General features: G+C 71.2%; 16 protein-coding genes. 7 read left to right on the forward strand and 9 right to left on the reverse strand.

The window, feature by feature from the left end; all coding sequences use genetic code 11:
• Positions 1-27 precede the first annotated feature (27 nt).
• A complete protein-coding gene (locus tag ACZ3HQ_RS19430; RefSeq protein WP_467512472.1) occupies positions 28-420 on the reverse strand; it encodes a hypothetical protein in 393 nt (130 codons plus the stop codon).
• A 107-nt stretch (positions 421-527) separates the two neighbouring features.
• Entirely contained in the window at positions 528-4247 is a 3720-nt protein-coding gene (locus ACZ3HQ_RS19435) for an ABC transporter ATP-binding protein (RefSeq protein WP_467512474.1), read from the reverse strand.
• A 155-nt stretch (positions 4248-4402) separates the two neighbouring features.
• Here ACZ3HQ_RS19435 and ACZ3HQ_RS19440 point away from each other — a divergent pair, with 155 nt between their 5' ends.
• Complete coding sequence (locus tag ACZ3HQ_RS19440; RefSeq protein WP_467512476.1) at positions 4403-4684, forward strand: hypothetical protein; 282 nt, start codon at positions 4403-4405, stop codon at positions 4682-4684.
• A gap of 73 nt (positions 4685-4757) precedes the next feature.
• Here ACZ3HQ_RS19440 and ACZ3HQ_RS19445 read toward each other — a convergent pair whose 3' ends face one another.
• The gene (locus tag ACZ3HQ_RS19445; RefSeq protein ID WP_467512478.1) at positions 4758-5258 is read right to left on the reverse strand and encodes a hypothetical protein; all 501 of its coding nucleotides are present in this window, start codon (positions 5256-5258) and stop codon (positions 4758-4760) included.
• 967 nt (positions 5259-6225) lie between these two features.
• Here ACZ3HQ_RS19445 and ACZ3HQ_RS19450 point away from each other — a divergent pair.
• From ACZ3HQ_RS19450 to ACZ3HQ_RS19460, 3 genes are all read left to right on the forward strand, one after another.
• The gene (locus ACZ3HQ_RS19450) at positions 6226-9600 is read left to right on the forward strand and encodes an ALF repeat-containing protein (RefSeq protein WP_467512479.1); all 3375 of its coding nucleotides are present in this window, start codon (positions 6226-6228) and stop codon (positions 9598-9600) included.
• A gap of 151 nt (positions 9601-9751) precedes the next feature.
• Entirely contained in the window at positions 9752-11671 is a 1920-nt protein-coding gene (locus ACZ3HQ_RS19455) for a DNA/RNA non-specific endonuclease (RefSeq protein WP_467512481.1), read from the forward strand.
• A 31-nt stretch (positions 11672-11702) separates the two neighbouring features.
• Positions 11703-12749 carry a hypothetical protein gene (locus tag ACZ3HQ_RS19460; protein WP_467512483.1) on the forward strand — a complete coding sequence of 349 codons (1047 nt, stop codon included), beginning with the start codon at positions 11703-11705 and terminating at the stop codon, positions 12747-12749.
• Positions 12750-12782: 33 nt separating this feature from the next.
• On the opposite strand, the gene ACZ3HQ_RS19465 is transcribed toward ACZ3HQ_RS19460, so the two are convergent.
• Positions 12783-13706 carry a serine hydrolase gene (locus ACZ3HQ_RS19465; RefSeq protein ID WP_467512485.1) on the reverse strand — a complete coding sequence of 308 codons (924 nt, stop codon included), beginning with the start codon at positions 13704-13706 and terminating at the stop codon, positions 12783-12785.
• 105 nt (positions 13707-13811) lie between these two features.
• A complete protein-coding gene (locus tag ACZ3HQ_RS19470; RefSeq protein WP_467512819.1) occupies positions 13812-14690 on the reverse strand; it encodes a helix-turn-helix transcriptional regulator in 879 nt (292 codons plus the stop codon).
• 121 nt (positions 14691-14811) lie between these two features.
• Here ACZ3HQ_RS19470 and ACZ3HQ_RS19475 point away from each other — a divergent pair, with 121 nt between their 5' ends.
• The gene (locus ACZ3HQ_RS19475) at positions 14812-16200 is read left to right on the forward strand and encodes an MFS transporter (protein ID WP_467512487.1); all 1389 of its coding nucleotides are present in this window, start codon (positions 14812-14814) and stop codon (positions 16198-16200) included.
• Between the two features lie 34 nt (positions 16201-16234).
• On the opposite strand, the gene ACZ3HQ_RS19480 is transcribed toward ACZ3HQ_RS19475, so the two are convergent.
• Complete coding sequence (locus ACZ3HQ_RS19480; protein WP_467512489.1) at positions 16235-16975, reverse strand: class I SAM-dependent methyltransferase; 741 nt, start codon at positions 16973-16975, stop codon at positions 16235-16237.
• 81 nt (positions 16976-17056) lie between these two features.
• Here ACZ3HQ_RS19480 and ACZ3HQ_RS19485 point away from each other — a divergent pair, with 81 nt between their 5' ends.
• Together ACZ3HQ_RS19485 and ACZ3HQ_RS19490 are read left to right on the forward strand one after the other, a co-directional pair.
• On the forward strand, positions 17057-17770 hold the full coding sequence (locus tag ACZ3HQ_RS19485; RefSeq protein ID WP_467512491.1) for an alpha/beta fold hydrolase: 714 nt from the start codon (positions 17057-17059) through the stop codon (positions 17768-17770).
• Between the two features lie 112 nt (positions 17771-17882).
• Positions 17883-18686 (forward strand): endonuclease I family protein, encoded by an 804-nt coding sequence (locus tag ACZ3HQ_RS19490; protein WP_467512492.1) that lies wholly within the window; start codon positions 17883-17885, stop codon positions 18684-18686.
• 59 nt (positions 18687-18745) lie between these two features.
• Here ACZ3HQ_RS19490 and ACZ3HQ_RS19495 read toward each other — a convergent pair whose 3' ends face one another.
• The 3 genes from ACZ3HQ_RS19495 to ACZ3HQ_RS19505 are packed head-to-tail and all read right to left on the reverse strand — an operon-like array spanning position 18746 to position 22913.
• A complete protein-coding gene (locus tag ACZ3HQ_RS19495) occupies positions 18746-20431 on the reverse strand; it encodes a thiamine pyrophosphate-binding protein (protein WP_467512494.1) in 1686 nt (561 codons plus the stop codon).
• Positions 20428-21396, reverse strand: a complete 969-nt coding sequence (gene speB / locus ACZ3HQ_RS19500; protein WP_135788604.1) for an agmatinase — start codon at positions 21394-21396, stop codon at positions 20428-20430. The genes ACZ3HQ_RS19495 and speB overlap by 4 nt, the downstream gene beginning before the upstream one ends.
• A gap of 56 nt (positions 21397-21452) precedes the next feature.
• Positions 21453-22913, reverse strand: coding sequence for a sodium:solute symporter family protein (locus ACZ3HQ_RS19505; protein WP_467512497.1), 1461 nt, complete (start codon positions 22911-22913; stop codon positions 21453-21455).
• Positions 22914-23076: the final 163 nt, after the last annotated feature.

Raw genomic sequence — 23076 nt, forward strand, 5'->3', positions numbered from 1 at the left:
CCAGAGGGGGTTGGCCGCTTCGCGCGATCAGCACAGAATCCAGCCGGAGGCGACGGCGCCCCGGCCGGCCGCTCCGCGCACCTTGACGCACCGGTGTCCGGCGTGGACGGTCACCGGTCCGGCGTGGTGCTTGTAGGGGCCCCGGTCGGTCACCGGCCGGTTGCCGCGCGCCTGCAGGCTGACGAGGAGGAGGCCGCCGGTGCCGGGTCTTCTGGCGACGGTGGTGGCGCAGACGTAGCCGTTGTGCCGGTAGAGGTGGACGGTGCCGGTGGCGAACGGCAGGACCCGCACCTCGCGCCCGGCGCACCGCGCGGCGCCGGCGGCCTCGGCGGTGCCGGGGGCCGCCAGGGCGAACACCCCGGACAGGGTCAGCGCGGCCGCACCGAGCGCCGCCCACCGCCGTATCGCCCCACCGTCCACGCCTGCCCCTCCCCGCCCCGTGGGCACACTTTTGCGATCTACGTACTGATGTACGGACGCTACGGATGTGCCGGATGGTTGCGCGGCCGTCAGGGAAACGCATCGCCTCAGGAGGTGACGCCGACCGGCTCCTCCGGCTCCGACTGGCCGATGAAGGTGCGCCACATGTCGGCGTACCGGCCGTCGCGGGCGAGGAGTTCGGTGTGGTGGCCGTCCTCCACGACCCGGCCGTGCTCCATCACCACGACCCGGTCGGCGCGGGCGGCCGTGGTCAGCCGGTGGGCCACCACCAGGGTGGTGCGGCGGCCCGCGAGCCGGTCGGTGGCCTGGTTGACCTGCGCCTCGGTGGCCAGGTCCAGCGCGGCCGTCGCCTCGTCCAGCAGCAGCACGTCGGGGTCGACCAGCTCGGCGCGGGCGAGCGCGATGAGCTGGCGCTGGCCGGCCGAGAGGTTCCGGCCGCGCTCGGCGACCTCGTGCAGATAGCCGCCGTCCAGGGTGGCGATCATCTCGTGCGCGCCGACCGCCCGCGCGGCCGCCTCCACCTCGGCGTCGGTGGCGTCGGGCCGCCCGTAGGCGATGGCGTCCCGGACCGTGCCCGGGAACAGATACGCCTCCTGCGGCACCACCCCGAGTCGGTGCCGGTACGAGGTGAGGTCGAGCGCGCGCAGATCGGTGCCGTCGGCGGTGACCCGGCCCGAGGTCGGGTCGTAGAACCGCGCCACCAGCTTGACCAGCGTCGACTTGCCCGCGCCGGTCTCGCCGACGAACGCCACGGTCTGCCCGGCCGGGATGACCAGGTCGATCCCGGTGAGCGCCTCCTCCTCGTCCCCGTACGCGAACGTCACGTCCTCGAAGGCGATGTCACCGCGCAGCGAGAGCACCTCCAGCGGGGCGTCGGCGGCCCCGGTGGACGCCGGTTCGCGCAGCAATTCCTGGATGCGGCCCAGCGACACGGTGGCCTGCTGGTAGCCGTCGAAGACCTGGGACAACTGCTGCACCGGGGCGAAGAACAGGTCGATGTAGAGCAGATAGGCGACCAGCGCGCCCGTGGTCAGCGTGGCCGCCTCCACCCGCCCGGCGCCCGAGATCAGCACGGCGGCGGCCGCGACCGAGGACAGGAGCTGCACGAACGGGAAGTAGATGGAGATCAGCCACTGGCCCCGGATGCGGGCCTGCCGGTAGGAGTCGCTTCGCTCGGCGAACCGGCGCCCGCCGTCCCGCTCGCGGCGGAATGCCTGCACGATCCTGAGGCCCGCCACCGACTCCTGGAGGTCGGCGTTGACCACCGACACCCGCTCCCGCGCCAGCTCGTACGCCTTCACGCTGGCCCGGCGGAAGAAGAAGGTGGCGAGGATCAGCGGGGGCAGGGTGGCGAACACGACCAGGGCGAGCTGGACGTCCAGCACCAGCAGGGCGCCCATGATGCCGAAGAAGGTGACGACCGAGACGAACGCGGTGACCAGGCCGGTCTGGAGGAACGTGGACAGCGCGTCCACGTCCGTGGTCATCCGGGTCATGATCCGGCCGGTCAGCTCACGCTCGTAGTAGTCCAGGCCGAGCCGCTGGAGCTGCGTGAAGATCTTCAGGCGCAGCGCGTACAGCACCCGCTCGCCGGTGCGGCCGGTCATCCGGGTCTCGCCGTACTGCGCGGTCCACTGCACCAGCACGGTGAGCAGGCCGAGCAGGGAGGCCGCCCACACCGCGCCGAGGGCGGTACGGGTCACGCCCTCGTCGATGCCGTGCCGGATCAGCACCGGCAGCAGCAGGCCGGAGCCCGCGTCGACGGCGACCAGCGCCAGGCTGACCAGCAGGGGGCGCCCGAAGCCGTGCAGCAGGCGGCGCAGCCCGTAGGAGTCCTCGGCGCGGACCGCGCGGGCCTCGTCCACGTCCGGGGTGTCGGTGGCCGGGGGCAGCGCCTCGACCTGGGCGAGCAGCTCGGGGGTGGCCGGGGTGCCGGAGAGGGTCTCCTCCCTCGGCGTGCGGTCGCCGGTCCACAGCCGGGGGGTGACCCCGCGCTCGGCGTCGAACTCGGCGTCCAGCTCCTCGCGTACGGAGGTGTCCTCGGTGCGCTCGGCCGGGCGGGCGTGGCCCGGCGAGGGGGCGCCCAGTTCGTCGGGGTCGGTGAGCAGCCTGCGGTAGAGCGGACAGCGCTCCTGGAGTTCCTCGTCGGTGCCGAGGTCGACCAGCCGGCCGCCGTCCAGCACGGCGATCCGGTCGGCGAGGCTCAGGGTGGAGCGGCGGTGCGCGATGAGCAGGGTGGTACGGCCCGCCATGACGTGGGCCAGCGCCTCGTGGATCTCGTGCTCGACCCGTACGTCCACCGCCGAGGTGGCGTCGTCCAGCACCAGCAGGCGGGGATCGGTGAGCAGGGCGCGGGCGAGCGCGAGGCGCTGGCGCTGGCCGCCGGAGAGGGTCAGGCCGTGCTCGCCGACCTTGGTGTCGTACCCCTCGGGCAGCTCGCGGACGAAGCGGTCGGCCTGGGCGGCGCGGGCGGCGGCCTCGATCTCGTCCTGGGTGGCGTCGGGGCGGCCGTAGGCGATGTTCTCGCGGACGGTGGCGGAGAACAGGAAGGAGTCCTCCGGGACCAGGCCGATCGCGGCGCGCAGCGAGTCGAGCGTCAGCTCGCGCACGTCGTGGCCGCCGACCAGGACGGCGCCGTGGGTGACGTCGTAGAAGCGCGGCAGCAGCAGGGAGAGGGTGGACTTGCCGGAGCCGGAGGAGCCGACCACGGCCAGGGTCTCGCCGGGGCGGATCTCCAGGCTGAGGCCGTCGAGCACGGGCCGCTCGGGGTCGTAGCCGAAGGAGACGTCGTCGAACTCGACGGAGGCGGGGGCGTCGGCGGGGAGGGTCTTGGTGCCGTCCTTCAGGGACGGCTCGGTGTCGATCAGCTCCAGCACGCGCTCGGTGCCCGCGCGGGCCTGCTGGCCGACGGTGAGCACCACGGCGAGCATCCGCACCGGGCCGACGAGCTGGGCGAGGTAGGTGGAGAAGGCGACGAAGGTGCCCAGCGTGATGTGCCCGCGCACCGCGAGCCAGCCGCCGAGGGCCAGCATCGCGACCTGGCCGAGCGCCGGGACGGCCTGGAGGGCGGGGGTGTACTTGCTGTTCAGCCGGATGGTGCGCAGCCGCCCCGCGAACAGCCTGCGGCCGACCTCGCGCAGCTTCCCGGTCTCCTGCTCCTCCTGCCCGAACCCCTTCACCACGCGGACCCCGCTCACCGCGCCGTCGACCACGCCCGCGACGGCGGCGGCCTGCGCCTGGGCATACCAGGTGGCGGGGTGCAGCCGGGTCCGGCTGCGGCGGGCGATCCAGCCGAGGGCGGGGGCGACGGCGAGTGCGACCAGGGTCAGCGGGAGCGAGAGCCAGGCCATGATGCCGAGCGAGATCAGGAAGAGCAGGACGTTCCCGATGGTCATCGGGAGCATGAACAGCAGGCCCTGGATGAGCTGGAGGTCGCTGGTCGCCCGGCCGACGACCTGCCCGGTGGACAGCTCGTCCTGGCGGCGGCCGTCGAGCCGGGTGATCGTGTCGTACATCCCGGTACGCAGGTCGTACTGGACGTCCAGGGCGAGCCGGCCGCCGTAGTAGCGGCGGACGTAGGTGAGGACGTAGATCAGCACGGCGGCGCCGATCAGGGCGCCGGCCCAGGGGGCCATGTCACGGGTGTGGTCGCCGATCACGTCGTCGATGATCACCTTGGTGATCAGCGGGACGACGGCCATGACGGCCATCCCGCCCAGGGAGGCGCCCAGCGCCAGGACGACGTCCTTCGGATGGCGCCAGGCGTATCCCGCCAGCCGTCGCGCCCATCCTCGTTGCGGTCCCACGCGGGTGTCCTCCGTCGCTCTGCCTGATCTTCCGGAGGCAAGAACACGGGGGCGCGAGGGGGTATTCCGGGCACGGACGCGCCGCCCGGCGGGCGGTGCGTCCGGGTTTGTGCTGGAATGCGTCGCGTCGTACGGACTCAGCGCTGGAGGCGGGTATGGACAAGGGCAACATCGGCACACCGGACGCGGCCGACCTGGACGCGGCGGCCCGGCGCTACTGCGCCTCGCAGGGCTGGTCCCTCCCCGACGGCAGCTACCCGGTCCGGCCCGCGGACCTGCACGGCGCGGAGGATCTGCACCGGGCGATCCACGCGGTGGGGCGGGGGCGGCGCGATCCGCACGACAAGATCCGGCGGCATGTGGAGGAGCGGGCCCGGGCGCTGGGTCTGACGGCGGAGATCCCCTCGGACTGGAACCCGGACGGGAGTCTCGGTTGAGGCGGACGCGGTAGAGCAGTGCGGTGCCGGTGCCCGACGGGCACCGGCTTCGCCACGGGGTCTCGCCGGCGGGCTACTTGGAGGTCCTGATCTCCATGAGCATGAACTCGCGCCCCTGCTCGTCCGCGCTCTCACCCACGGGCGTCCAGGTGTTCTTGGTGATGTCGAAGGACTTCTCCTCGCTCCCGACGGTCATGTCCACCTGGGTCGCGTAGTCGTTGCCCTTCATCACGTAGACGGACGGGATCTCCAGCGTCAGCCAGCCCGAGTTGCCGACCGTCTTGAAGCAGACCGATCCCGACCGCTCCCGCGCCATGATCTGCAGGAGTCCGGTACCACTGGCACAGTCCGCCAGGGTGATGTGACCGTCACCGCGCTTGAGCACGATGCCCTGCTCCGCGAGGATCTTGTCCGCCTGCGGATAGGCGAAGTCCTCGATCGCGTAACCCGGAGCCTCACCCGCGACCGGAGCCGCGTCGGCCGCCGACGCACCGGTGGAATCGCCCGAAACGCCCTGCGCCACGACGAGGCAGCCCGCAGCGGCCACCGCCGACAGACCCACAACACGCCGCACAAGTCTCCCGCGGCCCGATCGCGCCTGAAGCGCGGTACGCACACGTGCTTTCATCACAGTTTTGATCCACAGCCTTTGTCGTCGGTTCCGGAAACCCGGAACACGGAATGAAAGGCGGGCCTCGAAGCCGCGTCCAGCGGCGAGGACACGTTCAAAGATGTGCGGGAGAACGAATTCCGACATAACAAAGCAACAGCTTGCAAACGCATATCCATGAGCTCACCCCCCTGCGGAACCCCGGCGCCCTGCCCCCAGACAGCCATTCAAAGACCCGTCCACCCGGTCGGGGAGGTGGTAAGCCGCTCGGGCAATGGACCGCGAAAGCGCTTGCACATCCCGGACGGGAACCCTTTGACCGCGCTATGAAATCTCATGATCCGCGCTTTGTCCAGCCATTACGATCTGCGCAAACGCCGGGCGAGCGGTCCATAGCGGGCGATCCTGCCCACCGGGGCGCCGGCACGCACATACCCCATGCGGGATAAATAGGGCGCGTTTACCTTGAGCCTGATCCACTCGCGCGATCTGTGCAATCCTTCCGCCGGTAATCGATGACATCGACACCTGTTTCGGGGGGAACATGGGACCCTTGTGCCGCTTACGCTCACTCTGGGTGCTTTTTGATCCGCCCAAAAAGGTCCATCCAGCGGTGCCGTCGCCACGAGCGCGGCAGGCGCGCCTGCTGCCGTGGCGCCAGGAATCCGCGCGGCACGTCGATTTTCTCGCCGCCTCACCGCCATCGCGCCATGTTCACCTCCCCCGCCAAGGCCCGCCCGGCCGCTCACCGCGGGGACCGCAGAGTTGCCCGCCCTTCGCGGAAGCAACCGCGATAACACGGCGAATCGGCAGGGCCGCCGTCATTCACTGACGTTTCCGTAACCCCGTGCCGGGCCCTGCCCTCGCGCTTTCAGGGTTACTCACCCCACTTCTCACGCCTCTCACGCTTCTCACGCGAGGAAATTTCCTTATGCAGACAGCTTTCTGGAGCCGACGCCGCGTGCTCGGCGCGCTCGCCGCCGTGACCGCCGTCGCCGCCACGCCTTCGGCCCTGATACCGGCCACCGCCGCTGCCACCGAAGGCACCGCCCCCGAACCGGTGCCGCTGCCGGACACCGAGCGCGCCAAGGTCGTCAGAGCGTGGCTGACCGGCGGAAAGGGCGTCAAAGCCGCCGCCGCCGTGGCCCTTTACGGGTCGGACGCCGACATCCAGACCTTCCTCACCGAGACGCTGCCGAGGCAGACCGTGGACGACAACCGGGTGGCGATCGTCCGCAGCCTGGACCGTGCGGGCAAGGGTCTGCGCCGGGAGGCCGTGGCCGCCCTCGAGAACGGCGACGCCGCGATCGCCGCGTTCCTGCAGCAAGGCTTCAAGCCGGCCATCCTCGAAGACCTCCAGGTCGCCACCACCACCGTCTCGTCCACCGGCGGCAAGGCGGTGGTGCGCAGCGCCAACACCGCCCTCACCACCGGCACCAATCCGGCGCTCACCGCCTTCCTCACCGACAGCCAGTACGACTCGCGCCTGGAGGACACCCGGGTCCAGGTCAGCACCATGATGCTGACCGCCGGCCCGGAGGTGCAGAAGTACGCGAGCCGTGCGCTCGACGGCGCCGCGGGCGATGTGGAGTGGTTCATCGAGACCGGCCAGCACATCGCGCGCGCCCGTGACCAGGAGTCGGCGACCATCGAGGAGCTGGTGGCCCTCGTCGAGCGTGAGGGCAAGCGCGCCGAGCAGCAGACCAACCTGGCCGTGGAAGCCTCGGCCCGCGCCTCGACCGCCGCCGGGAAGGCCAAGGAAGCCGCCGAGAAGGCCGCTGCCGAGGCGACCGCCGCCCAGAACGATGTGGAGAAGTCGGGTGCGGCGGCCCGCAAGGCGGCGAGCGCGGCGAAGGGCGCGGCGGACGCCGCGCGCAACGCCATCAACGCCTCCAACGCCGCGGTGAACGCCTCCCGCCGCGCCTCCTGGGCGGCCACCGGCGCCGCGCAGGCCGCCTCGAAGGCGGGCAGCGCCGCAGCCGCCGCCTACAAGGCCGCGATCGCCGCCTCCAAGGACGCGACCAAGACGGAGGCGGCCAAGAACGCGGCGGTCGCCGCCAGGAACGCGGCGGCCAAGGCCCGCACCGCCGCCAAGGCCGCCGACAAGGCCGCCATCGCCGGCGACGCGTCCGCCGCCGCAGGCAACGCCGCCGCCTCCGCCGCACGCAACGCGGCTGCCGCCGCCACAGCCTCCGCCCAGGCCGCCGCCGCCGCCGGTGTCGCCCAGGCGGAAGCCGCCGAGGCCAAGCGCCAGGCCGCCATCGCCACCGCCGCGGCCAACCGTGCCACCAACGCGGCCTCCACCGCCCAGGCCCTGGCCGGCACCGCCGCCGCCGCGGCCCGCGCCGCCCGTAATGCCGCCAACTCCGCCGCCGACCACGCCGACAAGGCGGCGGCCGCCGCCGAGGAGGCCGTGAAGTACGCGGGCCAGGCCATCGACTACGCCAACAAGTCGACCGCCCACGCCGATGCGGCCGTGCAGGCGGCGAACGTGGCGACCAAGGCCGTCGCCGACGCCATCGTGGTGGAGCAGAACGCCCGCGCCGCCGAGGCCCAGACCCTGGAGCAGGACAAGCAGCAGGCGATGGAGGAGGCGCAGCTTCTCGCCTCCGTCGAGGCGAGCGAGCTGTCCGACGCCCGCGACAAGCGGCTCCTGGCGGACCGCACCACCCAGGAGATCAAGGACCTCAACTCCAGGGCCCAGCAGGCCCTGTACTCCGGAGACCTGACGCTCGCGGGGACCCTGGGGCGCAAGGCCGCGATCGGCCTGCTCGACGCCCGGGGAGCCTGGACCCGGCAGGCCGCCCAGCACGCCCTGGCCGGCTCCGACGACGACCTCTACGCCTGGATCGACCTCGACCGGGCCCTCGCCGAGGCCCAGGACGACCGCGAGACCGCCCTCCATGTGGCCACGGTCGCCGCACCGGCGATCGCCCAGGCCGCCCAGGTCGCCCTCGCGAGCTCCAGCTCCACGGCCGTCGGCGACTTCCTCACCATCGGCATGAAGAGGGCCTCCGACGAGGAACTGCGCGTCGCGATCGGCAAGATCCTCAGCGATGGCGCGGGCAAGGCCGTCACCGAGGCCGCCAACGACGCGCTCGACACCAACACGACCGAATCCCTCAACCACTTCTTCGACGAGGCATACCCGCGGGCGCAGGAGGAGGACGACAAGGTCCTCGCCGGCCAGCTCATAGCCACCGGCGGCGCCTTCACCCAGGCTTACGCCGAGGTCGCCCTCGAGGGCCCGGCATGGATGCTGCGCAACTTCATCTCCGTGGTGCAGTTCCAGACGGCCCAGCTCGACCACGACACCGCCACCCATGTCGCCGCCATCCGCGGTGCGATCGCCGCCGCCTCGAAGATCGCCTACCAGGCGCAGCAGAACGCGGAGCTCGCGTCGAAGGCCGCCGCCGAGGCCCGTAACGACGCCCAGAAGGCCCAGGAGTGGGCGGACAAGGCGCTCGCCTCGTCCAAGAAGGCCGACAGTTACGCGGACGAGGCGCGAGCCAACGCGGACGCCGCCGACAAGTCGGCCGCCGACGCCCAGGCGTCCGCCGACAAGGCGAAGGCGGCGGCCGCGACCGCCCGTGGCGCGGCGCGTACGGCCAACTACTCGGCCAACAAGGCCATCGACTCGGCGCGTTCCGCCCTCAAGTCCTCCGCCGACGCCCAGGCTTCGGCCAACGCCGCCCGTGCCGCCAAGCTCGCCGCGCAGGCGGACGCGAGGGAGGCCGCCGCCGCGTACTCCGACGCCAAGCGGATCGTCGCCGAGAAGCACCGGGCCGAAGTGGCCGCCAAGGCCCAGGCAGCCCTCGAAGAGGCCAAGAAACATCGCGAGGCCGGGAGCGACCCCGCCGCCAACGACCGGAACAACCAGGTCAACCCCAACGGCACCAAGGGCGCCGCCGACTCCGACGAGTGGTGGAACGACGCCCAGTGGTACGCCGACGCGGCCAACGCGGTCAGCATCGGTGCCGGCTTCCTGGCCGCCGGCTGCACGCTCGCGGGCTTCGTCTTCCCGCCGGCCTTCGCCGCGGCCGGTTTCTTCGCCGAGGTCTCCGTGGGTGCGAGCGCCATCAGCACGGTCTTCACCGGCATCGAACACGGCTTCACCAGCAGCGAGTTCGGGTGGTCCGCCGCGAGTACCGGCCTGAGCCTGGTCACCTTCGGCGCGTCCAAGGTGCTGGGCGCGGCCGCCAAGCCCGCCAGCACTCTCGTCAAGCCCGTCGTGGGCAGGATCGCCGGCGTCGTCGAGGACGGGGCCTCCACCATCACCAAGCGTCTGTACGACCTGGTCGCCTGACGAGTGCGTCCCTTTCGTCCGGCCCTGACGCGGTAGAGCGCGCGCCGCCCACCGCCGCTCCTCGGGGGGCACCGCATGCCCGGTGCCCCCCTTCCCCCCTGCCATCAGGACAAAGAACCACAAGGAATCAAGGAAGAGAGATCTGACGTACATGCACGAGATACGCCCCAGAGGCGCGGCCCGCATACGGGTCCGGTCGGCCGTACTGGCCCTGGTGACCGCGGTGACACTGGGACTGACCACGGCGGGTACGGCCACGGCACAGCAGGCCGCGAACGAGAAGCCGCGGCAGGTGGAGAAGGTGGACCGGACGGACCGGACCAGCGCCATCAGCGCCTTCCCCCAGCAGCCGGGGGAACACTGTGAGGCCACGAAGGCGGGTTCGAAGGAACGCCGGGCGGGTGCCGTCAAGGCGTGTGTGAGCACCAGCCCCGTCCGCACCGCGCGCACCACGGCACAGCCGCAGAGCCTTGCCGCCACTGCCGCCGCCGCCAGTTGCTCCGTCACCAGCCCCGGCAACTACTCCTACGAGCGCTTCAGTTACTGCGTGACCGGGGTGAACGTCCTCTACCTCCTGCGCGACAGCAATGGCGCGGAGCTCGGGCGCGGCACCCTGACGATCTCCACCAGTGCGTCACTGCCCGCGAGCGGCACGACCTGGAGCGAGCAGGTCACCGTGACGATGACCGCCGCGAGCGGCGAGGTCGCCGCCCTCAACGCCAAGTTCCGCGCGGCCTGCGGAACCGGCTGCACGGCGACGAAGACCGCGCCCTGGTACGGCGGCGACCTGGTCCTCGGACAGTCCCTCACCGGCACCGTCACGTACTCCTCGTCCCCCGCGGCGGGCGCCGTCGCGTCGTTCCTCACCTCGTACAAGCTGTACGTGACGTCCCCGGGCGCCACGGCCATCGACCCGAACGCCTCCTGGGACAACCCGCGCAAGATCCGCTGCGACAACGCGGTCGGCGGCGGCTCGACGGCGGGCTGTGTCATCCCTTCGGTCATGCCCGTCGTACCGATGAGCGCGCAGGCCTCCGACGCCGGCGGCGCCGTGGCCGCCTATGCGTGGGCGCAGCAGAACCTCGACGGCGGGTGGGGAAAGCCGGGCAAGCCGCTGACCCGCTCGACGAGCGGGGTGGCCAACCGCACCGCCAGCACGTGCGGCAGCTTCCAGCCGCAGACGGATCTTGTCAGCACCGACACCTGCAGCGAGTTCCCCTTCGCCGAGACGAGGGAAGGGGGAAGCGACGGCGCCCAGTGCATCGAGGTCATCCCCAACCTCGGCAACGGCGAGTGGGACAACTACGTCCTGAATGATGCCCGGGCACTGGACCGGACCCGGCCCTGTGTGCGTGCCCACGCCACAGCCGCCGACAAGCAGTTCGCCGACGCACAGCTCACCAACGGCTTCACGGACCAGCGAGTGATCGACGCCGATCAGTTCGAGGTGAAGTTCACGCTGCCGGACACCGGGCCGCACGCCCGCTGCCTGGACACCACGCCGATCGATGCGGAGCCCAACGGTGCCGGGTGGATTTTGAACACCACCGAACCGGTCGCCCACGTCAACAAGACGACCGACCCGCTCGGCCCGGCCGGAAACCGGCCGACCCAGGCACAGGCATGCCTGGACCGTTCGGTCCCCGAGGGCACCGATGCGCAGGGAGACATCCCGGGCTGGCAGGACGCACAGAAGTTCAAGGCCGACAACTCGCTCACCAACGGGCAGGCCCGGTGCCACCTGATCCCGAAAGTCACCGGTGGAAGAGGTATCCAGGTCAATCTCGTCCCGTGCTGGCAGTCAGGGATGAACACCGGTACGCCCAGCATGCGCACCTACGAATCCATGGCGCAGAATGTGATCAAGGGCCCTGTCTCCCTCTTCGGACCGGACGACGCGATCTTCTACCAGGTGACGCCCGTCTACAACGACAGCACCAGCACGATCCCGGTGGGAGTCACCATGACCGCTAACATCGAACGGGCGGACGGGACGGTCGAGGAGCTGTTCCCCAACGTCTATGTCACCAACACCCTGAAGAACACCGGGCTGTACAACCTCGGTAACTGACACACCTCAGTTCGCGTCATCGGGAGCCAGATTGAGATTCACCACCCCGCCGCGGCCGTCCGACGTGACCGCGCTTCTCCCTCAACTGGCCCCGCTGGCGAGGACGGCGACCCGGCTGCATCCCCGGCCCGGCTCGCCGACCGTGCACGACAGCTCCGTCGGCGGGCCGCTCCTCTGGCCCGCCGACGAGCCATGGCCCCACTGCGAAGAGCCGCACGACAGTGAGGCGGCAGACGTGATGCACGCTCCGGACGAGATCCGGCTCCTGCGTCGCATCCGTACAGCGGCGGCCGAGCGCCGGCTCCGCGACCCTCAGGCACCCTTGAGCACGCCGGAGGAACGGGAGATCGAGCAGCGGCTCCGCGAGGGCCACCCGTGGTCCGACGGCCCGATCCCCATGATTCCCGTGGCCCAGCTCTACGCCCGCGACGTCCCCCTCCCGGTCAGCCCTCCCGGAGCTGACCTTCTCCAGGTCCTGTGGTGCCCTTGCGACCACGAGGACTTCGCGCACCCCCGAACCGCCCTCTTCTGGCGTTCTTCCGCCTCCATCACCGAGGTCCTCGAGGCACCGCCCGAACCGTCCGTGATCCAGTTCGACTGGTACCTCCCGGAACCGTGTCTGCTCGCACCGGAACAGGTCACCGAATACCCCAGCCCCATGGAGCTGAGCAAGGAACTGCAGCAGCAGTTGGCCGATGTGAACCTGTGGGAGGCGGCCGGAGTCGCGTGGGACAGCACCGGGGCGTTGGACCCGCAGGAGTTCTACTTCCGCAACCTGTGTCACGCCCCCGGGTGGAAGACCGGCGGCTGGACCCGCTGGGGCCTCACCGACCCCATGCCGCGTCCCTGCCCCGAATGCGGCACCGAGACGACTCCGCTCCTCACCATCGCGTCCTCGGAATGGAACTCCGGCAACAAGAGCTGGATGCCCGACGAGGAACGGACGGACCCGACCCCGCTCCTCATCGGCACCCCGCCCGCGAACTTCACTCTCCTCGACATCGCCGGCGCCTACAGCCTGCAACTCCACGCCTGTCCCGCCTCACCGGACCACCCCCACATCGCACTGGTCCAGTAGGCAGGGCCGGCGGCTGGCCTCCGCGCTGAGGGATCAGCCCTGCGGCGGCGTCGCGACGAACGCCTCGCGGGGGGTGCTGGTCGGGACGTAGACGGCGGACCTGGACGCCGTCGGGACCAGGTCCTTGTGGATGACCTTGGCGATGTTCTGGATGGTGGTGACGCCGTAGTCCATCGTGCTGTTGTCCTGGGTCAGCACGGTGATGGTGTAGTCGTGGCCACCGCCGTTGAAGGTGCCGAGGCTGTGGACGCGCCAGCCGTGGGTGGAGCGCTGGAGCCAGCCGTTCTTGACGTGCACGGCGACGGTGGAGGGGGCGCCGGCGGGAGTGCCCCAGCGCTGGGACGAGACGACCTTGCCCATCAACTTCAGGATGTAGGCACGGGAGTTGTCGCTCAGCACCGAGTTCCTGGCGGTGACGAGCCTGAGCAGCTTCTGCTCGTCGGTGACGTTGATCTGGGTCAGGCCCCAGTAACCGTTCGCGCCCGGCGTCGTCCTCGTCATCCCGGCGGCCGCCAGGAAGCCCTTGATCTTCGTCATCCCGAGCTGCTTCCACAGCTTGCTGGTCGCGGTGTTGTCCGACTTCGTGATCATCGCCGTGGCAAGCGAGGACTCGGTGCTCGTCAGATACCGGTTGTGCTTCTTCGCGTCCCACAACAGGGTCGCCAGCACGGTGACCTTGACGGTACTGGCGGAGTCGTACGAGCTGGTCGCCCGCAGCGTGCAGGTCGTCTTCGTCCCCGCCTCGTACACCCCGAGCGCCACACTCCCCTTCCGTGTGGCGAGGGCCGCCCCGATGTCCTTGCTGAGCTTGGCGGCGAGCCCGGACTTGGCGGAGGTACAGGTGACCGCGGTGGCGGCGGATGCGGGGGCCGCGCCGAGAACGGGCACGAGCAGCGCCCCACCGACCACGGCAGCGAGCGCGCCCTTGCGGGCGCGGGGTGATATCCGATGCGTCATGCACGGATTGACTCTTGGACAGGGGAGAGGGTTGCGCTCCACCGCACAGCGCGAAGGCGCGTCTGTCCCGAGCGGCGGTCCGCGTGCTCGAACGGAACGTCGTCGTCACCGCTCCGCGGACCGGGGAAGGACCGGGTATGCACTCGGACCGGCCTGCGACAGGAGGCGCAGCGCTCGTTCCGAGGCCGAGCCCGCCTCCGCCGTGTACGTGATCAGGCGTTGTCCGGTCGGGGACGGCAGCGTCAACGTCTCGAAGGCCAGGTCCAGGGGGCCCGCGCTCGGGTGGTGCAGGCGCTTCACGCCCGAGGTGCACGTGCGGACCGGGTGGCGGATCCAGTGGGCCGTGAATTCGTCGGAGCGGATCGTCAGTTGACCCACCAGGCCCGTCAGGCGCCGGTCGTCGGGGTGACGGGCCGTCACCTGGCGGAGGGAGGCGACCGCCAGAACCGCTTCCGCGGGCCAGTCGCGGTGCAGGGCGCGGTAAGCCGGGTCCAGGAAGAGCATGCGGGTCAGGTTGGGACGGGTGGCGGGGGTGTCCGGGGCGTCGGCGGGGAGGTGGGCGGCCAAGAGGGCGTGGCCGGGGGTGTTCCAGGCCAGGATGTCGTTGCGGCGGTCCAGGGCCAGGGCGGGGATTTCCCGCATCGACGCCAGCAACTGCCGTACCGACGCGCTCGCTTGTTCCGGGCGGGACGGGGTCGTACGGCGGGGCGGGCGGGCCAGGGCGCGGAGGTGGGCCGTCTCGTCGTCGGTCAGGCGGAGTGTGCGGGCGATGGCGGTCAGCACGGAGTCCGAGGCGCCGGCCGCGCGGCCCTGCTCCAGGCGGGTGTAGTGGGTGACGCTGACGCCGGAGAGCATGGCCAGCTCCTCACGGCGCAGGCCCGTCACCCGGCGCCGGGTCGGCAGCGGGGTGAGGCCCACCTCCTCCGGACGCAGCGCGGCGCGGCGGGACTTGAGGAACTCGCCGAGGTCGGACGGGACGTCCATCGCTGCCTCCAGGGTCGGGGCTTCCATGATGACGCGCTCCGCCCCGCCAAGGGTGGTCACGTCATGACCACCCTCCCCATGGTTCTGGCTGCGCCCCGCCCCGCGGGCCAGCCTGACGGGCATGACGACGACGCTCGCACCGACCCTCACCCCCCGCCTACGCCTCACCCTCGTCCTCCTCCTCGCCGCCCAGTTCATGCTCGCCGTGGACTTCTCCATCCTCAATGTCGCCCTCCCCGTCATCGGCCAGGGCCTCGGCTTCCCCCTCGCCCACCTCCAGTGGATCGGCACCTCCTTCGCCCTCTGCGCGGCGGGCTTCACCCTGCTCTTCGGCCGCGTGGCCGACCTCTTCGGGCGCCGTCGGCTGTTCCTGGGCGGCCTCGCCGTACTCGCCGTCGCCTCCCTCGCGGGCGGTCGCGCCACCAGCCCCGGGGTGCTGCTCGCCGCGCGCGTGCTGCAAGGGCTGGCCACGGCCGCGGTGACCCCGGCGGGGCTGTCGCTGATGACGACCTCGTTCCCCGAGGGGCCCCTGCGGGAGAAGGCGCTCGGGCTCAACGGAGCTTTGATGTCGGCGGGGTTCACCACCGGCGCGATCCTCGGCGGTGTCCTCACCGACCTGCTCTCCTGGCGCTGGGCCTTCTTCGTCAACGTCCCCGTCGCCCTGGCCGTACTGCTTCTCGCCCCGACGGTCGTCGCGGAGTCCAAGCCGCTCCGGCGGCCCGGGCTGGACGTCCCCGGCGCCCTCGGCGTCACCCTCGGCCTGCTCGCCGTGGTCCTCGGCCTCACCCAGGCCGGCGAGCGCGGCTGGACCTCCCCGGCCGCGCTGCTCCCGCTCGCCGCCGGGGCCGTCCTGCTGCTCGCCTTCCACGCCATGGAGCGCCGCGCGCCCGCCCCGCTGGTGCCGCTCGGGGTGCTGAGGAAGCCCACGGTGGCCTGGGGGAACGTCGTCGGGCTGCTGGCGTTCCTCACCGAGACCTCGCTGGTGTTCCTGCTGACCCTGTACCTCCAGGAGGTGCTCGGCTTCTCCCCGCTCGCGGCCGGGCTGGCCTTCGGGGTGCTGGGCGTGGGTACGGTCGTCGGCGGCTCGGCGGCGCCGCGGGTCATCGGGCGGCTGGGCACCGGGAGGACGCTGGTCGTCGGCGGCCTGGTCCAGGCCGTGTCCACGGCCGCGCTGCTGGCGCTCGGCGAGGGGAACGGCTCCCTCGCCCTACTGCTCGCCGCCACCTTCACCGGCGGCGTCGGCAACATGCTCGTCATCGTCGGCTTCATGGTCACCGCCACGTCCGGTCTGGCCGATCACGAGCAGGGACTCGCCACCGGCCTCGCCACGATGACCCAGCAGATCGGCATCACCATGGACGCCCCGGTCATGAGCGCGATCGCCACCGCCGCGATGCCCCGCACGACCGCCCCCGCCGTCCTGACCGGCCTGAAGACGGCGATCGCGGTGAACGCGGCGCTGGTGCTCCTGGGCGTACTCGCGGGGCGCGGCGTCTCCCGGAGGTCCTAGGACCGGTCCGAAGGGCGTCCCGGCGCGGCGGGACTCACGGTTTGTGGGTCACCCACAGGAGTTCCGCCGGCCAGCGGTGCGCCCAGTCGGGCGGGTCGGTCTCGTTGTAGCCGTTGGGTGTTCCGCGTTCGGGCCTCGGCTCGATGAGGTCGTCGATGACGAGGCCCGCGCCGCGCAGAACCCTGACCCAGTCGCCGTAGGTGAGCTGATAACTGGTCGCGCCGTCGCCCTCGGCGATGGCGTCCAGCCCGAAGTAGTCCTGCCGCAGTGTCGTGGTCACGCGGGCGGCGGCCTCGTCGTAGCAGGCTTCGAACCACGGGCTGGCGACGTTGAACACCAGGCGCCCGCCTGGGCCCAGGACACGTGCGGCCTCCGGGACGGCGAGGCTCGGCGGCGCCCAGCTCAGCCCGCCGAAGTCGCAGAACACCAGGTCGAAGCTGCCGGTGGCGAAGGGGAGTCGCTCGGCCGCGCCCTGCACCAGCGGATAGCGGGCCGCTCCCATCGCGCCTGCCGCCGCGGCGAGTTGGGCCTCGGACAGGTCGAGCCCGACCACGGAGGCGCCCTCGGCGGCGAGCGCCCTGGACCACTGTCCGGCGCCACAGCCGAGTTCGAGGACGCGCTTGCCGGTGACGTCGCCCAGGGCATCCAGGTGCGCGTCGGGAATGGAGTACATGCCCCACAGCCGGGGCGCGGCACCGATCCGCGGATCGTGCTCGCGCTGGTAGGAGCTGCTGATCCGGTTCCAGAGCCGCCGGTTGGCGGAAACGCTGTCCACGTACCGACTCCAGCACTGCCCGCCGGGGCCGGTCAACAGGATTACGACACCGCCGCCTTGGAGCACCACTACGGTGCCTCCATGGTCAACTTCATACTCGTACCGGGCGCCCGTCTGGGCTCATGGGCCTGGGACGACGTCGTACCCCACCTCCGGGCGGCCGGTCACGGCGCCCACCCCCTGACCCTCACCGGCCTCGCCGAGAAACAGGGGCTGCCGGCCGGGCAGCAGACGCATGTGCAGGACATCGTCGGCGAGGTCGAACGGCTGGATCTGCGCGAGGTCGTCCTCGTGGGTCACAGCTACGCCGGTGTCCCCGTGGGCCAGGCCGCACAGCGAATCCAGGACCGGCTGGCCCACACCGTGTTCCTCGACTCCGGCATCCCGGCCGACGGCGAGTCCTTCGCCGGACCGTGGCCGGACATCGAGGCGTCCCTCGCCCGGAACGACGGTTTCTGGCCGCCCGCCCCCGCCTCGCACTACGCCGGCCATGACCTCACCGAGCAGCAGATCTCCCGGATCGTGGCCGGCTCCACGCCCCACCCGGGCCGCACCCTGACCGAGCCCGCCGTACTGTCCGGCCCGCTCAGCGATCTCAAGGCGACCTACGTCCTCTGCGCACCCGAGGGGGAGGAACCGGACGACGACGTGGCCCAGTTGGTGGCCGACGGCCACTGGCGGCTGGTCCGCATGGACACCGGCCACTGGCCCATGTTCTCCCGGCCGCGTGAGCTGGCGCGGGTACTGCTCGGCGTCGCCGAGTGCGACGGTCGCGCCGAACAGGGCTCGTCATAGGCTGACTTGCCGGATCTCGTCACACAACGGTCACCTCCTCTTCACCGCTATTTACGCGTGCCCATGTCACGCTCGTTCTCCGCTCAATCAACCCGCGTAGATCGGCACCCTCATGCCCGTGACGCACATGCACCGTTGGAAGGCTCCGGCGCTGGCCGTTTCGGCCCTGCTCGTCGGGCTCACCCTGCCCGCGGCGGTCGCCACCCCGGCAAGCGCGACGACGACCTCGTACGACACCACGTACTACAAGAACGCCGTCGGCAAGACGGGCGCGAGTCTCAAGTCCTCGCTGCACACCATCATCAGCAGCCAGAGCAAGATCTCGTACACGGCGGTCTGGGACGCGCTGAAGGTCACCGACCAGGACCCGAACAACAGCAACAACGTGATCCTGCTCTATAGCGGCGTCTCACGCGCCAAATCCCTCAACGGCGGCGACACCGGCGACTGGAACCGCGAGCACGTGTGGGCCAAGTCGCACGGCGACTTCGGCGAGGTGACCGGTCCCGGCACCGACCTGCACCACCTGCGCCCCGCGGACGTCCAGGTCAACAGCATCCGCGGCAACAAGGACTTCGACAACGGCGGCAGCACGGTCAGCGGCGGGGGCGGCAGCCTCACCGACTCCGACTCCTTCGAGCCGCGCGACGCGGACAAGGGCGACGTGGCCCGGATGATCCTCTACATGGCGGTCCGCTACGACGGGGGCGACGGCTTCGCCGACCTGGAGCCCAACGAGAACGTCGGCAACGGCAGCAGCCCGTACATCGGCAGACTGTCCGTCCTCAAGCAGTGGAGCGACGAGGACCCGCCGAGCGCCTTCGAGGAGAAGCGCAACCAGGTCATCTACGACACCTACCAGCACAACCGCAACCCGTTCATCGACCACCCGGAGTGGGTCGACGCGATCTGGTAGCAGCACGACGGTGGTGAACCACCCCCGCAGAGGGGGGAGTTCACCACCGTCGCGGCCGTTCAGCCCAGGTGCGTGGGCGCGAACATCCGCAGCACCGCCGGCAGCACGACCACCGAGGGGCCGGGCGCGGCCAGCGCCTTCGCCAGGTCCGCCTCCAGGGTCTCCGGGGAGGAACGGACCCCCGGAACCCCGAAGGACTCCGCGAGGGCGACATAGTCCGGCCGGGTCAGTTCCGTCGCGGTCGGTTCGCCGAAGGCGTCCGTCATGTACTCGCGGAGGATGCCGTAGCCGCCGTCGTCCACGATGAGCCAGGTGACCGGGAGGTCGTACTGGCGGGCCGTGGCCAGCTCCGCGATGGAGTACAGCGCTCCCCCGTCGCCGGAGACGGCGAGGACCGGGCGGGTCGGGTCGGCGGCGGCCGCGCCGAGGGCGGCGGGGAAGCCGTAGCCGAGGCCGCCCGCGCCCTGGGCGGAGTGCATGGTGTTGGCGCCGCGCGGATCGAAGGCGGACCAGGCCCAGTAGGCGAGGATCGTCATGTCCCAGAAGGACGGCGAGCCGGCCGGGAGCGCCCGGCGGACGGACGCCAACACGTCCTGCTCCAGGGAGAGTTCCTGCCCGGCGATGCGGTCTTTGATGCGGGCGAGCACGTCCCGGACCCGCTCCGGCGCCGCGGCGTCCGTCCGCTCCGTCACCGTCTCCAGCAGCGCCTGCAACGCGAGGTGGGCGTCCGCGTGGATGCCCAGCGCCGGATGGTTGGACTCCAGCTTGCCGAGGTCGGCCTCGATCTGGACGACCCGGCCGCGCGGCTTGAACGTGTGGTAGTTGGAGGAGAGTTCACCGAGCCCCGACCCGACCACCAGCAGGACGTCCGCGTCCTCCAGCAGGTCGGTCATGTGCCGGTCCTCCAGCCAGGACTGGAGGGACAGCGGGTGCTCCCAGGGGAAGGCGCCCTTGCCGCCGAAGGTGGTCACCACGGGGGCGTCCAGCGCCTCGGCGAGCTGAAGCAGCTTGCCCGAGGCGTCCGACCGTACGACTCCCCCGCCCGCGATGATCGCCGGGCGCTCGGCGCGGGACAGCAGGTCCGCCGCCACCGCCGTGAGTTCGACGCGCGGGACGAGTGCCTCCGGGGTCGCGTCGGGGGCCGTCACCACCGGCAGCGAGGTCTCCGCGAGGAGTACGTCCTGTGGGATCTCCACCCACACCGGGCCGTGCGGAGCGGTCAGCGCCGAGCGCCACGCCTCCGCGATCGCGGACGGAATCTGCGACTGCGCGCGCACGGTGTGAACCGACTTCACAACGCCCCGGAACGACGCCGACTGATCCGGGAGTTCATGCAGATAACCGTGTCGTCCACCCCCCAGCCCGGCGGTCGGGATCTGGCTGCTGATCGCCAGGACGGGCGCCGACGCCGACGCCGCCTCCTGGAGCGCGGCCAGCGAGGTCAGCGCGCCCGGCCCGGTGGAGAGCAGCAGCGGCGCCGCCTCCCCGGTGATCCGGCCGTACGCGTCCGCCGCGAAGCCCGCGTTGTTCTCGACCCGCAGGCCGATGTACCGCAGCGAGGAGCGGCGCAACGCGTCGAACATGCCGAGCGCGTGCTGGCCGGGCAGGCCGAAGGCGGTCGTCGCGCCGAGCCCCGCCAGGGTCTCCACGACCAGGTCACCGCCGTTGCGCCCCGGCGGGGGATTCAGGGCCGCCTCTGTCTGCGCCTCGGTGGGGCGGAGTTCCAGGTCGTGGTCGTGCGTCACTTGTCGCGAGCCTCCGCGATCTGCCGGGACATGATGGTGGTCAGTTCGTACGCCGTGTGCGAGGCCGCGACCGAGGTGATCTCGGCGTGGTCGTAGGCCGGGGCGACCTCGACCACGTCGGCCGAGACCAGGTTGCAGGAGGCGAGGCCGCGCAGGATCTCCAGCAGCTCGCGGGAGGTCATGCCGCCCGCCTCGGGGGTGCCGGTGCCGGGGGCGTGGGCCGGGTCGAGGCAGTCGATGTCGATGGAGATGTACAGCGGGCGGTCCCCGATGCGCTGGCGGAGCTGGTCGGCGACCTCGTCGGCGCCCCGGCGGTACACGTCCGCCGAGGTGACGATGCCGAAGCCCATCTTCTCGTCGTCGGTGAGGTCCTGCTTGCCGTACAGCGGGCCGCGGGTGCCCACGTGGGACAGGGCCGACGTGTCGAGGATGCCCTCCTCCACCGCGCGGCGGAACGGCGTGCCGTGGGTGTACTCGGCGCCGAAGTAGGTGTCCCAGGTGTCCAGGTGCGCGTCGAAGTGCAGCAGCGCGACCGGGCCGTGCTTCTTGGCGACACTTCGCAGCAGCGGCAGCGCGATGGTGTGGTCGCCGCCCAGCGTCATCAGGCGGGCGCCGGTGCCGAGCAGGTCGTCGGCGGCGGCCTCGATGGTGTCGACGGCCTCGTTGATGTTGAACGGGTTCACCGCGATGTCGCCGCCGTCCGCGACCTGCGCGAGGGCGAACGGGGAGGCGTCCTGCGCGGGGTTGTACGGGCGCAGCAGCCGGGACGCCTCGCGAATGGCGTTGCCGCCGAAGCGGGCGCCCGGCCGGTACGAGACGCCGGAGTCGAACGGCACACCGACCACGGCGACGTCCGCGCGGCCGACCTCGTCCAGCCGGGGCAGCCGGGCGAAGGTCGCGGGGCCCGCGTAGCGCGGGACGCGGGAGGAGTCGACGGGCCCACGGGGCGTCTCGGAGCTGCTCATTCTGAAATGCCTTCTTCCTTGCGCTTCGTCGCGCATGTACTGCTTTCCGTACGACTCTACTGGTGAGCCGGGACGGGTTCGGACGGGAGTTCGGGGGACTTGCCGGCGAGGCGGTCGCGCCAGACGGCGAGGACGCGCTCGTCGGTGGGCTTCGTGACCAGGGAGACCACCACGTAGGCGGCGAGGGAGGCGAGCAGGCCGTAGTAGACGGGCTCGTTGGCGAGGATGCCGTAACCCGCCATCAGGCCGATCACCGCGAGACCGCCGACGGTCACGGCGGCGAGCGCGCCCTGCACGGTGCCGCGCTTCCACAGCAGCCCGCCGAGGATCGGCACCAGCAGCCCGCCGACGAGCAGGTTGTACGCGACGGTCAGCGCCTCGACCACGTTGTTCAGCGCGATGGCGGTGCCGATCACCGCGATGCCCATGATCAGGATGAAGACGCGGTTGCCCTTCACCTCGTCGTGCTCCTCGCCGCCGGAGCGGACCAGGCCGCGCAGCCGGGACCAGATGTCGTTGTTGGCGACGGTCGCGCAGGCGATCAGGGCGCCGGAGGAGGTCGACATCACGGCGGCGAGCGCGGCGGCCAGCACCAGACCCCGCACGCCGACGGGAAGTTCGTCCTTCACGATGGTGGCGAAGGCGTCGTCGGGGCTGGCGAGCTTGGGGTAGAGCACCTTGGCCGCGGTGCCGATCACCGAACCGGCGACGGCGTAGACCAGGCAGTACGTGCCGGCCGCGGTGCCGCCCCACTTGGCGGTGCGGTCGTCGCGGGCGGTGAACACGCGCTGCCAGATGTCCTGGCCGATCAGCATGCCGAAGGTGTAGATCAGCACATAGGTGAAGATCGTCTCGCCGCCGATGCCCAGCGGGTCGAAGTACGAGGTCGGCAGCTTGGCCTTCATCTCCGAGAAGCCGCCTGCCTTGACCACCGCGATGGGCAGCAGCAGGAGCAGCACGCCGATGGTCTTCACCACGAACTGCACCATGTCGGTGAGCGTGATCGACCACATGCCGCCGAGGGTGGAGTAGGCGACGACGATCGAGCCGCCGAGGACGATCGCCAGGGTGCGGTTCATGTCGAACAGCACGTCGAAGATGGTGGCGTAGGCGATGGTCGAGGTGACCGCCAGCATCAGGGTGTACGCCCACATGACGACGCCGGAGATGACCCCGGCCCGGCCGCCGTAGCGCAGGTCCAGCATCTCGGAGACGGTGTAGACCTTCAGCCGGGCGACGCGGGCCGAGAAGAACACCGACAGGGCGAGCAGGCCGAGGCCGATGGTGAAGACCATCCAGGCGCCGGAGAGGCCGTACTTGTAGCCGAGGCCGACCCCGCCGATGGTGGACGCGCCGCCCAGCACGATGGCGGCCATGGTGCCGGAGTACATGGCCGGGCCCAGTCTGCGGCCGGCCACCAGGAACTCGCTCTTCGACTTGGCGCGGCGCATGCCCCACCAGCCCATGGCCAGCATCCCGGCGAGATAGACGACGATCACTGTGTAGTCGACGGCCATGGGCTGGGGCCCTCCTTCGCGCGCTTGTCCGGTGGCGTGTCGTGCGGTGGCGTGGGGGTGTCGACGGCAGCGGTCCGCAGGGACATCCGCCCGTACCCGCGGCTGCCGTTCCGCTAGACGATAGGTGGCCGGAAAGCGACTGCGAAGTGTACGTTTCATCCAT

The sequence above is a fragment of the Streptomyces sp. NPDC018263 genome (assembly GCF_055562575.1).

Excerpts from the sequence above, each read along its gene's own strand:
- ACZ3HQ_RS19440 (WP_467512476.1), top strand. The coding sequence starts at position 4,403 with ATGGACAAGGGCAACATCGGCACACCGGACGCGGCCGACCTGGACGCG.
- ACZ3HQ_RS19450 (WP_467512479.1), top strand. The coding sequence starts at position 6,226 with ATGCAGACAGCTTTCTGGAGCCGACGCCGCGTGCTCGGCGCGCTCGCC.
- ACZ3HQ_RS19455 (WP_467512481.1), top strand. The coding sequence starts at position 9,752 with ATGCACGAGATACGCCCCAGAGGCGCGGCCCGCATACGGGTCCGGTCG.
- ACZ3HQ_RS19465 (WP_467512485.1), bottom strand. The coding sequence starts at position 13,706 with ATGACGCATCGGATATCACCCCGCGCCCGCAAGGGCGCGCTCGCTGCC.
- ACZ3HQ_RS19470 (WP_467512819.1), bottom strand. The coding sequence starts at position 14,690 with ATGGACGTCCCGTCCGACCTCGGCGAGTTCCTCAAGTCCCGCCGCGCC.
- ACZ3HQ_RS19475 (WP_467512487.1), top strand. The coding sequence starts at position 14,812 with ATGACGACGACGCTCGCACCGACCCTCACCCCCCGCCTACGCCTCACC.
- ACZ3HQ_RS19485 (WP_467512491.1), top strand. The coding sequence starts at position 17,057 with ATGGTCAACTTCATACTCGTACCGGGCGCCCGTCTGGGCTCATGGGCC.
- ACZ3HQ_RS19490 (WP_467512492.1), top strand. The coding sequence starts at position 17,883 with ATGCCCGTGACGCACATGCACCGTTGGAAGGCTCCGGCGCTGGCCGTT.
- speB (WP_135788604.1), bottom strand. The coding sequence starts at position 21,396 with ATGAGCAGCTCCGAGACGCCCCGTGGGCCCGTCGACTCCTCCCGCGTC.
- ACZ3HQ_RS19505 (WP_467512497.1), bottom strand. The coding sequence starts at position 22,913 with ATGGCCGTCGACTACACAGTGATCGTCGTCTATCTCGCCGGGATGCTG.